Below are 12938 nucleotides of genomic sequence, written 5' to 3' on the forward strand. Positions count from 1 at the left end.
GCGCTCCGAGGTTCCCCCGTGCGCCCGAGATTCTGTGGTGCGGCGAGGTTCCGAAATCTCCGCATCTCGCGGCCCTGCCCGCTCGGGATCGGCACCTCGGTGATCGTCGCGCGGCATGTCCTGGAGCCTCGCCAAGTCCTTCGCGTTCGAACTGGAGGCCCGTCCCGCGTCGTTCTCCACAGATCCGTCCGACCGTGGTCGGGCCCGGTGCCTCGTGCGCGATGCTCTCGACGCCTCACCGACGTCTCGCCGGACCCTCAATTCGTGAGAGATCGAAGAAGGCCCGGCGCGAGGGTCGTCTGGGCGAGTCGCCGCGTGCCCGGCCGCCATCTGAAACCTGCCATCTCACACGAATTCCGCTTTGGCTTCCCGGTTCAGATGGAGATCGTCAACGCTTCGATCAGGCCATCGCGATCGTGCGTGAAGTCGTATCGGAGTTCGACTCGCCCGCCGGGGAAGTCTCCCTCGATGAGGATGCCGACCTCCGTCCCGCGGTCGGCCGGCCGCACGAACAGCCAGGTCGACGTCGTGGTGAACTGGTTCGCTGGTCCCGACAGCCAGGCGCGGATCGCGGCATGACCGGTGTACGTGTTGCCGTCATCGACAACGACAGCGTCGGGCGTGAACGTCTCCACCACCAGGCTGACGGCGGGGCCATCCATCAGGTCGAAGTACGACTGCACGGCACCGGTGAGATCGCCACGGGTGAGGGGCTCGTCGCCCTGCTCGGCGTCCATCAGGTGGTCTTCACAGTTCCGCCGTCGACGGTGATCTCGTCGCCCACGATGGAGGCCGCCGCATCCGACACGACGAACCCGATGACGTCGGCGATCTCGGCCGCCGGGGCGAACCGGCCGTCGGGGATCCCCCCGAGCGAGTCCATGAGCATCTTCATGCCCTCTTCTTCGCCGACACCATGCGCTTCCCCGATCCGCTCGGCAAGACCGTTCGAACTCGCACTCTGGATCCCGCCGGGGGAGACGGTGTTCACTCGGATCCCCTTCGGCGCGAGTTCGTTGGCGAGGCCCTTGCTGTACGCGCGGAGGGCAGCCTTCGCGGCGGCGTAGCCGAGTGTGCCATCGAACAAGGGCATGCGCCCCTGGATCGAGCCCACATGCACGATGACACCCTTGCCCTTTTCCAGGAGCTGCGGGGAGAGGGCGCGGTCGATTCGGACGGCGGCGAGGAGGTTGAGGGCCAGCTCGGCGTCCCAGTCGGCGTCCCTCATGGCAGCGTGCCCACCACCGGGCGAGGTGGATCCGCCGGTGACCTGGACCAGGATGTCGAGGCCGCCGTCCGCCTGGACCGCCTCCGCGATCACCTCGGCCGCGTCGGCGTCGGTGACGTCGACCCGGATGAGTCGGTCCGCTGCCGAGTGCTCAGGGGTGGAACGACCGATGGCCAGGACGTGAGCGCCCGCATCGGTGAGGCGGCTGACGACCGCCGCCCCGAGGCCCTTTGTCCCGCCGATGACAACAGCGCGGCGCCCCGCGAGCGACAGGCTGGGTGGGTAGAGGACTGCAGTGGATTCGTTCATGTGTCGAGCGTCGCCCTTCCCCGTACTGGAAGGTCAAGCCCGACATGATCACCGGATGGTGCGAAAGATCGGCCAACCGATTTCCGTGACTGCCTCGGGCAGAACGTCGACCGCTTCCTGCAGGTAGGTCTCCCGGATCGGCCCGTCGACACCCAATTCATGCCCGGTGACGTAGGCGCCGAGGGCGCCGTAGGTCTGGGCCATCGTCGCATCGGGGCCTCGATGGACGGTGATCGCGAGATCGACAGCCGGCAGGATCTCTGCCCGGATTGTCTCGGGGAAAGCGCCGATCCCGTCGATGGTGTGCACCGGCACGAACAACGCCGCCTCACCTTTCTCTTCAAGAAACAAGCTCGTCGCCCAGATGCCACCCCGAGGGCCGGACTGTGAGGCGCCGGATGTTGCGATGCTCTCGCTCAGGGCTTGGTGAGCGGCGGTGTACCACTCGCCGAGATTCGCGAGGTCGATCAGCTGCCGTGCGACCAGTGCCGGCGTAGGAGCGACGCTGCGATGCTCGACCTGAAGGGGCATCGTCGGGCCGGTGAGGAGACCTCGGAGGGCAAGAACAGCGGCCTGAGTCGCTTCGAGCTTCACCTCCAGACGGGTCAGGTGTCCCGCGATGAGATCGTTCCGAGTCGCGACATCTGTCGTGTCGAGGATCTCGCGGACCGTCTCGACCGGAACCTCGAGGGAGCGCAACTGGCGCACCACCTGGGCGTCCACGATCTGCCCGGCGTCGTAAAGCCGGTAGCCGTTTGCGGGATCGATGGTCGCTGGCTCGAGAATGCCCGACTGGTGGTAGAAACGCAGCGTCTTGGCACTCAGCCGCGTCGCTCGAGAAAAATCACCGATAGTCATGCTGAACTTCACAACCTCATCCTGACCCTTCCCCCTACGGCAACGTCAACGAACTCACGAAGTGCAAAACGGCCATGCACGCACGCTCGCCGTTGGTCACCGCGCGTCATCGCCGAGGTTCCACAGCGGCGCTCCCAGGGCCCCGAGATGTCGATATTTCGGAACCTCGGGGGATGCGACCGACCGGGGTGGATGCGAGCGGACGGGCTGCGCGTCAGCTGTGCGCCAGGAGCCAGCACATGCCGGCGGCGGCGAAGGCCATCGCCCAGCTCACCAGGCTGCCGATCAGGAAGTACTCCGCCTGGTACCCGGTCGTCTCGCGCCGGATCTCGGGGAACCGGACGATGCCCTTGGCCGCGATCAGTGCGGCGACCACGGGGAAGGCCCCAGCCACCGCGAACCCGGCCAGCAACAGCCGCTCGATCGGGCCGATCAGGCGTCCGCCCTTGAGGCGAACCGTGCTGTCCCCGGACGGTTCGGCGTCGGAATCCGAGCGTCGGCGTCGCCCGAACCGGCGGCGGAGGTCCTCGGCCTCGGCCCCCGTGGCGGCGCCGCGCTGCAGTCCCGGCGGCAACGCCTGGGCGACGACGACGTTCGCGGAGTCGATGAGGAACAGTGCCGAGCCGACACCGCCCACGACGGCGGCGAGCGGGACGGCGTCGATGAACGCCAGGCCGGAGCCGTCGTGCCAGTCGACCACGAAACCCGCACCGTCGGGCAGCGGACCCCAGAGCAGCAGCACGGCGACGGCGACGGCGAGCAGGACCGCGGGCCACGACCCGGACCGTCGCAGCAGCCCGTGGGCAGTCGGCGCGTCACGATCCTCGTCGGCGGTCCCGGCTCCGGCTCGGACCGGCGCGGTCGTGGCGATCCACGCCGCCGCGAGCACCACCGTGACGAGGACACCCCACACCGGGACGCCGAGACCGAGCCAGGCCACGGCGGAGACGCCGGCCCACAGCACGACGACCGCGATGGTGGTCAGGGTGCGCTGCCGGTGTGCGTCGGCGCCGGTGCGGGCCCGGACGATGTCGCCCAGACCGATGAGTGCGAGGAGGATCCCGGCGAGCATCAGCGTTCCTGTCCTGCGAGGACCCGGAGGCCCTCGACGATCGCGGCCACGCCCGACTTCTGGACGGATTGGGACACGGCCGACGGGGTGATCCCCTCGGTCGCGGCGATCTGCGCTTGGGTCTGTCCCTGGGCCAGACCGAGCGCGATGCGTCGGGCCCGAGGCGTCAGGCGGGCCAGGACGTGGTCGCGGCTCAGGAAGTACGCGTTCACCAGTCGCTCCTCGGTGCCGTGGCGATCGTCGGAGGCGTGGAACCACGACCGGAGGAAGGACGTCCTGCCGTCTTCGCGACGGTGCGTCTCGTTGATGGCGTCGCGGGCGGACCACCACGCTGGGCCGTCCTGGAGCGGACCGCTCCTGCCGGAGCCCACCGTCCGGACCGTCCCGCGACCCATCCCGAGACGGACCTGCACCGTCGGTGGCAGCGCGAGCATCGCGGCGGTGCTGGCGACGAGTGCGTCGGTGAGCGTGGCGTAGATCACCTGGAATTCGTCGCCGACAGTAGCGTGCACGGGGTCCACCGGGGTGACGTCGGTCGTCTCCTCGAACGCCCGCTCGACCGCACGCTGTGCGGCGGGGCGGTCATCGAGCGTGCGTGAGTCGACGAGGTCGAGGATCACGGCGTAGACGGGCTCATCGGACATGCGTTAAGTGTACGGCTTACTATCGGCGAAATGAAGCCGAGCACTGAACTGGTCAGTGGCCGGGCTGTCGAGCGCAACGATACGAGAGAACGGCCTCTAAGATCGTGTCGCGGGCTCTTAGCTCAGTTGGTAGAGCACTTCGTTTACACCGAAGTGGTCGGCGGTTCGAGCCCGCCAGAGCCCACCGCAGACGCGATCAAGGGGGTCCGATGAACAGCCGACGACACCAGCCGGTCCGACAGCACGCCGTCGACTTCCTGCCGGGAACGAGCGGGAATCCGCTCGCACCGTTCCAGCGCGACTACCAGCCCGGACAGGGTCCGATTCGCCACGACTGGGTGTACCTCGTCCCGATTGGAGCGGTTCTGGTCGGCGGGGTCATCGGGTTCTTCGTGTGGGGGAGCTGACGTCGTGATCGATCGACCCGCGTCGGTACGACTGCTCGCCGGGCTGATCGGGGTGGCGATCGCCTCGACCGTCGCGCTGGCGGGATGCTCGGACGGCGACGCCGGACCGCATGCGTCGCCGAGTGCGCACCGAACCGGAGCGCCGCCGACGCCGCACGCGAGCCCGACGACCGATGCTGCCGAGTACTTCTCGATCCTGCGGCGTCCCGTCACCGCTGCGGACGCCCTGCCGGAAACGGAACTGGCGCCGGCTCCGGACGACATGGTCCCGAACAGCGCACGGTTCGCCGTCGAGCACGACGGCACGAAGTACTGGATCGCCACCGTCGCCGACGGCGGAGCATGCCTGATCGCATGGAACCGCGATCGCGACAGCCCGGAGAACTACTCGGTGTGCGGCGGCGGGCAGGATCTCGAGCCGGCATCGGTCATCACGAGCATGATCGATGAGCAGGAGCACCAGACCCTCCTGGTGTCCGACGGTTACACCAGCGGCGAGCCAGACCCGCTGCACGAGCTCGCCCCCAACGTCTGGGTGTCGGCACCCGGCGACTGACCGCGCCGCACGGCTGCCGGCACCACGCTCGTGACGCGACGCGGTACGACGAAGCCGATGTCGCACGACGTCGACCTCATCGTTCCGCGTCGGAGAAGCACCAGCACAGCCAAGCACCAGACCAGCACCGGACCAGCGCCCGGATCAGCCGGTCACCTCGTGCGGGTACTCCTCCGATCGGCCTTGGAACGCGAGGATCGCCGGGTTGCGCACGTGACCGTCCTCGATCTCGACGGCGCGACGGATCGTGTCCGAGGCTGCCCACGACGCCGGGCCCTCCATGGCCGGCCGGAGGAACGGCATGAGCGCCTCGCTGATCTCCCACGTCGTCGAGTTCCAGAGCAGCGACGGGCTGTGGTCGACGGCGTAGTAGTTCGTGCTCTCGCCGACGGTGATCATCGGATCCGCGAACGTCGTCGCCTGCGCCCACTCGAACCCCATCCCCACGTCGATCGAGACGTCGACGATGAGGCTGCCCGGACGGAACACGCCGAGGTCCTCGGTGCGCAGGTACGTGAGCGGGGCGTTCGGGTCCTGCAGGGTGCAGTTCACGACGATGTCGTTCTCGGCCAGGTACGGTGCCAATGGCACCGCGCCGTCCTCGGTCTTGACCGTGCTGCCGGCCGGCTGGTGGTCGTCGATGCCGATCTGCAGCATGTCGACGGAGGGGATCGGGGAGCCGACGGCTGCGATGTCCCGGTTCGTCAGGACGCGGACGTCGTGGATGCCGTGGGCGTTCAGTGCGGTCACGGCACCGCGGGCGGTGGCCCCGAAGCCGATCACGACGGCGGTGAGGCGGCGACCGTAGTCTCCTGTCGACCCGCAGAGCTGCAGCGCGTGGAGGACCGAGCAGTAGCCGGCGAGCTCGTTGTTCTTGTGGAACACGTGCAGGCTGAACCCGCCGTCCGACCGCCAGTGGTTCATCGACTCCCACGCGATCAGGGTCAGGCGCTTGTCGATCGCGACCTGGGTCAGGCCGGGGTCCTGCACGCAGTGCGGCCAGCCCCAGAGCACCTGCCCGTCACGCAGGTCCTCGAGGTCGGACGCCTGGGGCTTCGGCAGCAGGACGACGTCGGAGGCGGCGATGAGTTCGGCGCGGTCCGCGATGCGACCGACGAACGGCGCGAGCTGGTTGTCGGGCACGCCGAACCGCAGGCCGTACCCACGCTCCAGGATGATGTTCGCCCGGAGGTCGGGGTCGATGCGCTCGAAGTGGGCGGGGTGGATCGGGAGGCGGCGTTCGTCGGGCTTCCGCGACTCGGCCAGCACCCCGAGGGACAGCAGCGGCGATGCTGCCGGTGTTTGGGTCATGGTGCACTCTACGGTGACCGCCGCGCGATCTTCGCCGTCTGCTCGAGCGCCAGGTCCCGCATCCGTGACGCTTGGTCCGGATCGAGCGCCGACCAAGCTGTCTCGGCACGCTCGGCGACGCCGTCGTAGACCGCTTGCACGTCGCCTCGTACGCGCTCTTCATCGAGGCCGGATGCTCGCGCGAGCTTCGACCAGTGGTCGTGGGTCAGCTCTTGCGGGTACTGGGCGCCCCCGATGCGCATGGCGAGTTGCTGGTCGTACTGGGGCCAGAGTCGTGTCGGGAGCGCGTCGTAGAGGGGGGACAAGGTGATCCCCGTCGGTCGGAGCAGGACCGAGTAGTTCTTCGCATGTGCATCGGCGTTCCCGATGGCGGCGTTGAACGCCAGTTGCCGGACGAAGTCGTGCGCAGCGCCGTCCGAGGGATCGTGCTGCCGGAGTGTCGTGATGATCGGCTTCGCACCGATCGAGTACTTGTTCTTCCCCTCGAGGCCGAGCGCCTGAGCGAGGTCCTCCATGTGCAGGCGTGCGACGAAACCGTTCGGCCGGGGTGCGCGATCGAACCGCTCGACGATGTACGCCCGTTCGCCAGCGACCTCGAGCACGCTGGCCGCTGGTGCATCGAGACCGACCTGACGGGCGAGGGTCTCCGCTGCGACCTCGGCCGCCTCAGCTCCGCGGTTCTCTCTGTGGGCCGGTTTGACGATGTGCGTCGATGCCACCGATTCGTTCGACCAGAACCAGCTGCCGTCGATCGACGCGAGCGCGAACTTCGGCTGCGAGCCAGCGAGAGAGAAGCGTGCCGGCTCGCTCCGCTCCCACCACTGATCGGGGTCCTGGTGCAGGCTGCTGATCCGGTAGGCGATCGCATCGTCCTCGGCGAACAGGAGCGCCTCGGCAGGACTCTTCGGACGCTCCGACGTTGGCAAGAGCACGAGTCCGCCCGCAACGTCACCACCCATCGCGGCGAGGAGGTCGAACGTGCGGGTCGATGCCGCGCCGGTGACCCGCCGCATCCAGTCGCGCGCCTCTCGGCGATCCGGCAAGAGGTTGTCCAGGAACCGCTCAGCAGCGCGCGCCGATGCGGAACCGTCTCGTGGTAACGACAGCGACACCGGTGCATCAGACGCGGCATCGTCGTACCGCAGCTGGACTCGCCCGCCCGCGTCCTCCACGAACTCGCCGACGTACCCACCCTCCAGCCAGGCGTGCAGACGATCGGTCACACGGAGTCCTCGACGGAAGCGGTCGGGAGCGCCAGCGGCTGTACATCGAGCGCGCGGACGATCCGCAGGACCGTCGGCAACGACGAGACCGGGCGCCCGGACTCGATGGACCGCACGTCTCCTTCGCTCGTGTCGGCCCGTTCGGCCAGCTCAGCTCGGGTGAGACCGTGGATGGCGCGTTCATCGGAGACGACCCGCGCCAGGCGCGCAGGCGAGTTGAGGAAGCGACGCCGTGCGCGCCGCACTCGCGCCGCGACCTGATCGTCTTCGCCCCGCATCGCAGCACGCACGAGCACCTCGCCGAGGGTGTGCGACACGGGTGCCGCTGCCCCGCGGAACCAGGCTCGCAGCAGTGCTGCCGGCTCGTCTGCGTTGCGGACCTGCGCCAGGTAGTGAGCAATCCGGACACGGTCCGACCCGACGAGACCCTCGACCGTGGTGTCGGACAGCGCGTGCAGGAAGAGGCCTCTGGTGCGGGGGCTCATCGGTCTCGTCCCCGCTGACACGACTGCGATCGCGTCGTCCTCGATCACCCACCGACGCCCGGTGTGACGAGCCGGTAGCTTCCCGTGCTGCGCGAGTGCGCGGACCCGACGCTCCGAGATCCCGGTTCGCGCGGCGTACTCGGCGGTGGTCGGCATGGACCGATGGTAGGCGCTGCGGAACAAGAAGTGCAACGGACGCCGAGGCGCTCACCCTGAGAACGGTGTGTCCGCGGCGAGCGTCGCGGACACCAGGCGGGCGAAGTCGAAGTCGGGGCCGTCCGTCGCCTCGTGATCGACCAACAGCCCGCGCATCCCGACGGCCCGGGCCGCCTCGACGTCGTGCGCAACGCTGTCACCGACGAACAGGCACTCGTCCGGCGCGACCCCGAGCTCCGCCGCCACGATCCGGAACGCTCGACCGTCCGGCTTCTGCACTCCGATCCGTTCCGAGGTGCACACAACGTCGATCGCGTCGAGCAGGCCGATGCAGCGTGATCTGCCCGGCGCGCCAGCGCTCGAACTGTTCGGCCTCGGCGGTGAACCAGCGACCGAGGGCCGTCTCCGAGAGCTCGACCCCGAGCGACTCGAGGAACTGTCCTGCGCCGGTGGACGCGGCACCACGATGGTCGAACAGCGTCCCGTCGAGGTCGAACACGACCGCCAGCAGCTCCGCCATGCCCCCAGCGTACGAAGAAGCGACCCGCACGGAGTGGACCACCCCGCGGCACCTCCGCCAAGATGCACTGGGAGGCCCTGTCCTGCCGGAAGCGGAGTCACCCCCCATGCGAGTCCTGAGCACCGTCCTGCTCATCGTGCTGATCACGGCGCTCACCCTCGGCGGAACCCTGCTGGCGGTGTTCGAACTCAGCGACGCCTCGGACGGCTTGATCATCGCGGCGAGCATCAGCATCCCGATGTTCGTGGTCGGACCGGCCCTGGTCGGGTCGCTGGCCGGGTACTGGGACCACCGGTCGTCTCCGGACAGCTCGCGGTACCTGCGGTGGTGGCTGCTGGGCGCGGTCGTCGTGGACCTCGCCGGCGCGGTGGTCATCGTGCTCGCGTCGGTCTCAGCCGGTGCGCCGGTCTGGGTGCCGGTGGTGCTGATCGGGGGAGCGGCGGTGCTGCTGGCGGTTGCACGTCCGCTCGGTGCGCTGTTCCGGCGGACGGAGCCGGCCCCGACGGAGTACCCGGTCGGCTACCGGTTCGGAGCGGCCGAACTCCGCCACACGATCGTGGTGATCGCGGTGACCTTCGGCGTGTCGATCGTCGTCGTGACGATCGGCGTGGTGGTCCTGGCCGCCTTCACCGGGGACGACCCGGCTGGACTCACCCAGGCGGCCGTGCTCGCCGGCCAGCTGGTCTTCACGGCGACTGCGTTCGCAGCCCTGCTCCAGTCGCTGCCGTTGAACGGGCTCCTGCGGGCGTCCGCCGGCCACGACCTCGGTCGGCTCCGCCGGTTCGCGAAGGTCGTGCTCCGTGGTGCGGACCTGCCCCTCGACCCCGCCGAGCGACTCGGAGCCGTCCGGTACGCCACGGTGGTCCCGCTCGCGCTGCGCTTCCAGCTCGTCTACCTCGGCCTGCTGTACACCGCGATCGCGTTCCAGATGGTCTCGACGGCGCTTCGCGGCGACCTCGGGGTCTTCCCGCTGGTCGTCCTGGTCGTCATGGTCGCGGTGCTCGGCTGGGTCGTCCCACTCACCCTCCGCCGGATCCGCAGCGCGACGGCGTACGCGGCGCAGCACGCGGACCAGCTCGACGTCGACCAGACTCGACCCGTGCCCCAGACCATCCACTTCCACCGGAAGCACCACGACGCCGTCCAGCGCGGCGAGAAGGTCACGACGGTCCGTTGGCAGGAGGACGTCCGCCCCGGCCCGGCGGTGTTCGTCTTCGACGAGCACCCAACGGCACGGCCGCTGGACGGTGCGGTCACCGAGGTGACCAACCACCCCCTCGCGGACCTGACCCCCGCGGCCGCGCACCAGCCGGCGGGCACCGACATGGTCGAGTTCGCCACGCAACTGCGCGCCAACTACTACCCGGACATGCCGGACGACGCCGTCGTCCAGGTCGCGGTCATCGCGCTCGACGCGACGCAGCGCGGCTGACGTCAGCCATGGCGGTGGCCGTCACGACCTGACGGACGGGAGGCCCGCTGCGGCCCCGCACCGTGCCTCCCGTCCGCACGGGGTCGCGCCCAGGGCGCGGCGAGCCGCCCGTCAGCGGTGCAGCGTCGTCTTCGGGTACTCGCCGTAGCGGGTCGTGTACTCGGCCGAGAACCGGCCGAGGTGCGCGAACCCCCACCGCCGGGCGACCTCGCTGACCGAGCTGCTCGCGGTGTCGAGGCGGAGCAGGTCGCCACGGACCCGCTGCAGTCGCACGGAGCGGACGTAGGCCGACGGCGGCATGCCGAACAGACGCTGGAACGACTCCTGCACGGCGCGGACGCTCAGACCGGATACGCTGGCGAGGTCCGAGACCGCGATGGGTTCCGCCGCGTGGTCGTGCACGTGGTCGACCGCGCGGCGGATGCGGGCGTTCCGCGGTGCCCACAGCGCGCTCGACGGTTCCGCTGCCCGCGGCGGGTACAGGGCGAGGAAGGCGACGGCCACGGCGCGTGTGGCGTCCGACCACGCGGGCGTCGCGACACCGTGCTCGGCGAGGACCCGACGAGCGGACTCGAGGACCTGGCGCCACCGGGTCACGGCCTCCACGGTCGGCACGGTGCGCTCGTCGAGGTGCAGGCCCCCGGCTGGCAGGCCGTGCCGTTCCTCGGCGACGGTGCGCACGAACCCGCGGTCGAGGTGCACCATGACGGCGTCGTGGTTGCGGGCCTCGACCACGGAGCGCCGCTCGGTCGGCACCAGCGCCGGCGTGCCGGGCGCCACCGGGCCGGCCCCGCGCAGCAGGTCGAGCGAGACGACGCCGCCGAGCACGAGCACGACGACGTACGAGTCGTCGGGTGCCGTCGTGCCCCGGACGTAGCCGCGCATCTGGGACCGGCGGAGCGTGACGTTGCCGTCGCCGACGGCCAGGTAGCGGAACGAGTAGGCACCGGTGGTCGACCGGGTCTGCCAGTCGGTACCCGACACCAGGCCCGGGATCCGCTCGAGCGCCTGCTCGGGCGTGGTCGCCGAGGCCTCCAGGCGGACCGGCGCGGTCGAAGCCGGCGCGACGGGCTCGGTGGTGTTCGCGGATGACGTCTCTTCGACGGATTGCAGCGGCACGATGGACATCCCTGATCGACTCGAGGAACACAGGAGTTCCGGCGACCGGGGTCCGGGGCAGCTGCCGCCAACGTACGTCCGTCCGGGACCGTCCGCAAGGGTGCGTGCTCGACGGACGCTCGCGACGATCAGCGGGCGGGTTCGTCGCCCGTCAGGTCCGAGCGGGTGTCGGCGTGGATGGTGTCGGGGTGCTCGAACGTCTGCGCCGCAGCCCGCAGGCGCGCCACGAACTCGCCGTTCTCGACCTCGAGTTCGTCGTCGTCGGCATCCGAGACCGCGAGTTCGCTCGACGGTCCGACGAGGATCTTGACCGTCGTCATGGTGCCGTCGGCGGCGACCGTCGGGACCGCGATGGCGTCGGCCCTGCTGCCGCCGGCGAGCGCGGCGGCGTACTCGATCACGGCCTCGGCGACGTCGTCGCTGGTGAGGATCGTCGAGCGGTCGTACTGGATGTACTTCATGTGTCGGGCCTCCAGCCACCCAGTCAAGCGATCTGCGGCTGGCTGCCGTCCAGGGTTCCGGCGCGCCGCGCATTGCGCGGGAGGCGACAAGTCGCGAGGATCATCACGTGCCCGAGATGTTGCACCGCACGCAGCGGGAGATCAGGACAGACGAGCCGTCGGTCGCGGCTGAGGCACTTTCGGTGACCCACATCACCCACGGGCTCACCGTCGAGGCGTCCGGTGCGGGCTTCGTGTTCGAGGAACGAGTGCGCGGGACAGCCCTCCTGTCGCTGGAGTCGACGCACTGCACCGGTACCGTCAGCGGTTCGCTGGAACCGGGCCGGGCGATGATGATCGCCTGGCTGAAGTCGGGGTCGGGGCGCATCGACGACGACCCTGCGCAGATCGGGCGTCCGGTGCTGTACCGGCAGGACCCGCAGCGTTTCCGGTGGGTCGACTTCCAGCACGACGTCCTGCGCATCGACCGGACCGTTGTCGAGCAGGTCGCGGCGGAGCGCGGCGACTGGACTCCGGGTCCCCTCGAGTTCCGCCCGCGGCACGTACCCGAAGGGGCACCGCTCGCCGCCTGGTGGCTGATGGTCCGGTCCGTCGCGCAAGAGGTGATGCAGGGGCCGACCGACGTGCCGGTCGAGCGCGAACGCGACCTGGCGCGGTTCGCCGCCGGTGGCCTGCTGACGGCGATCCCGCACTGGCCGGTGGGGCAGCACGAGCCAGAGGTTGCCTCGACCGCACGGTTCGCGCGCGCCGAGACGTTCCTGCTCGACAACGCGACGGAGCAGATCACCGTCAGCGACATCGCCGAGGCCGCCGGGTTGAGCGTGCGCGGGGTGCAGGCGGCGTTCCAGCGGCACCACGGGATCACGCCGACGATGTACCTGCGGCGGATCCGGCTCCTGCTCGCCCGCGAGGCGCTCGAGGCCGGCGACGACCGCAGTGTGGCCGAGATCGCCCGGGCCACCGGGTTCGCGCACCTGGGGCGGTTCGCCGGCAGCTACCGGCAGGAGTTCGGCGAGTTGCCGCGGCAGACGGCCCTGGCTGCGCGGGAGTAGCGGCAGCGGGAGTAGCGGCGGCGGCAGCGGCAGCGGCAGGAGTGGCGGGCCGGGGCGTTACCGCAAGGATCACGCAACCGCCCCGGCGTCCGTTGTCGCGTCACC

15 protein-coding genes and 1 tRNA gene are annotated in these 12938 nt (G+C 69.9%); 5 read left to right on the top strand and 11 right to left on the bottom strand.

Features of this window, described 5'->3' with window-relative positions:
- Positions 1 to 374 precede the first annotated feature (374 nt).
- The 5 genes from ITJ59_RS04255 to ITJ59_RS04275 form a co-directional block, all read right to left on the bottom strand.
- The gene (locus tag ITJ59_RS04255; RefSeq protein WP_228511052.1) at positions 375 to 737 is read right to left on the bottom strand and encodes a nuclear transport factor 2 family protein; all 363 of its coding nucleotides are present in this window, start codon (positions 735 to 737) and stop codon (positions 375 to 377) included.
- The gene (locus ITJ59_RS04260) at positions 737 to 1537 is read right to left on the bottom strand and encodes an oxidoreductase (protein WP_194649896.1); all 801 of its coding nucleotides are present in this window, start codon (positions 1535 to 1537) and stop codon (positions 737 to 739) included. Before ITJ59_RS04260 ends, ITJ59_RS04255 begins: the two co-directional genes overlap by 1 nt.
- A gap of 48 nt (positions 1538 to 1585) precedes the next feature.
- Positions 1586 to 2407: a MerR family transcriptional regulator gene (locus tag ITJ59_RS04265; protein ID WP_194649897.1), complete on the bottom strand. Its 822-nt coding sequence runs from the start codon at positions 2405 to 2407 to the stop codon at positions 1586 to 1588.
- Positions 2408 to 2609: 202 nt separating this feature from the next.
- On the bottom strand, positions 2610 to 3467 hold the full coding sequence (locus ITJ59_RS04270; RefSeq protein WP_194649898.1) for a hypothetical protein: 858 nt from the start codon (positions 3465 to 3467) through the stop codon (positions 2610 to 2612).
- A complete protein-coding gene (locus ITJ59_RS04275; protein ID WP_194649899.1) occupies positions 3467 to 4111 on the bottom strand; it encodes a SatD family protein in 645 nt (214 codons plus the stop codon). Before ITJ59_RS04275 ends, ITJ59_RS04270 begins: the two co-directional genes overlap by 1 nt.
- Positions 4112 to 4222: 111 nt before the next feature.
- On the opposite strand from ITJ59_RS04275, the gene ITJ59_RS04280 reads away from it, so the two are divergent.
- The 3 genes from ITJ59_RS04280 (at position 4223) to ITJ59_RS04290 (ending at position 5074) form a co-directional block, all read left to right on the top strand.
- A tRNA-Val gene (locus ITJ59_RS04280) sits at positions 4223 to 4295 on the top strand.
- Positions 4296 to 4320: 25 nt separating this feature from the next.
- Complete coding sequence (locus ITJ59_RS04285) at positions 4321 to 4518, top strand: hypothetical protein (protein ID WP_194649900.1); 198 nt, start codon at positions 4321 to 4323, stop codon at positions 4516 to 4518.
- A gap of 4 nt (positions 4519 to 4522) precedes the next feature.
- Positions 4523 to 5074, top strand: coding sequence for a hypothetical protein (locus tag ITJ59_RS04290; protein ID WP_194649901.1), 552 nt, complete (start codon positions 4523 to 4525; stop codon positions 5072 to 5074).
- Positions 5075 to 5218: 144 nt separating this feature from the next.
- Here the strand turns inward: ITJ59_RS04290 and ITJ59_RS04295 are convergent, their stop codons facing one another.
- Genes ITJ59_RS04295 through ITJ59_RS19555 form a run of 4 tightly spaced genes read right to left on the bottom strand, consistent with a single transcriptional unit; the run spans position 5219 to position 8870 of the window.
- On the bottom strand, positions 5219 to 6385 hold the full coding sequence (locus ITJ59_RS04295; RefSeq protein WP_194649902.1) for a N(5)-(carboxyethyl)ornithine synthase: 1167 nt from the start codon (positions 6383 to 6385) through the stop codon (positions 5219 to 5221).
- An 8-nt stretch (positions 6386 to 6393) separates the two neighbouring features.
- Entirely contained in the window at positions 6394 to 7608 is a 1215-nt protein-coding gene (locus ITJ59_RS04300; protein ID WP_194649903.1) for a HipA domain-containing protein, read from the bottom strand.
- A complete protein-coding gene (locus ITJ59_RS04305) occupies positions 7605 to 8249 on the bottom strand; it encodes a helix-turn-helix domain-containing protein (RefSeq protein ID WP_194649904.1) in 645 nt (214 codons plus the stop codon). Before ITJ59_RS04305 ends, ITJ59_RS04300 begins: the two co-directional genes overlap by 4 nt.
- Positions 8250 to 8300: 51 nt before the next feature.
- A complete protein-coding gene (locus ITJ59_RS19555; RefSeq protein WP_194649905.1) occupies positions 8301 to 8870 on the bottom strand; it encodes an HAD family hydrolase in 570 nt (189 codons plus the stop codon).
- Between the two features lie 5 nt (positions 8871 to 8875).
- On the opposite strand from ITJ59_RS19555, the gene ITJ59_RS18985 reads away from it, so the two are divergent.
- Entirely contained in the window at positions 8876 to 10201 is a 1326-nt protein-coding gene (locus ITJ59_RS18985) for an ASCH domain-containing protein (RefSeq protein ID WP_228511054.1), read from the top strand.
- A gap of 111 nt (positions 10202 to 10312) precedes the next feature.
- Here ITJ59_RS18985 and ITJ59_RS04320 read toward each other — a convergent pair whose 3' ends face one another.
- Both ITJ59_RS04320 and ITJ59_RS04325 read right to left on the bottom strand, forming a co-directional pair.
- Positions 10313 to 11329 (bottom strand): helix-turn-helix transcriptional regulator, encoded by a 1017-nt coding sequence (locus ITJ59_RS04320; RefSeq protein WP_194649906.1) that lies wholly within the window; start codon positions 11327 to 11329, stop codon positions 10313 to 10315.
- A 119-nt stretch (positions 11330 to 11448) separates the two neighbouring features.
- A complete protein-coding gene (locus ITJ59_RS04325; protein WP_194649907.1) occupies positions 11449 to 11781 on the bottom strand; it encodes a hypothetical protein in 333 nt (110 codons plus the stop codon).
- A 182-nt stretch (positions 11782 to 11963) separates the two neighbouring features.
- Here ITJ59_RS04325 and ITJ59_RS19560 point away from each other — a divergent pair, with 182 nt between their 5' ends.
- The gene (locus tag ITJ59_RS19560) at positions 11964 to 12833 is read left to right on the top strand and encodes an AraC family transcriptional regulator (protein ID WP_194649908.1); all 870 of its coding nucleotides are present in this window, start codon (positions 11964 to 11966) and stop codon (positions 12831 to 12833) included.
- Positions 12834 to 12938: the final 105 nt, after the last annotated feature.

It is taken from the genome of Curtobacterium sp. VKM Ac-1393 (assembly GCF_015350995.1).
Lineage (GTDB): Bacteria > Actinomycetota > Actinomycetes > Actinomycetales > Microbacteriaceae > Curtobacterium.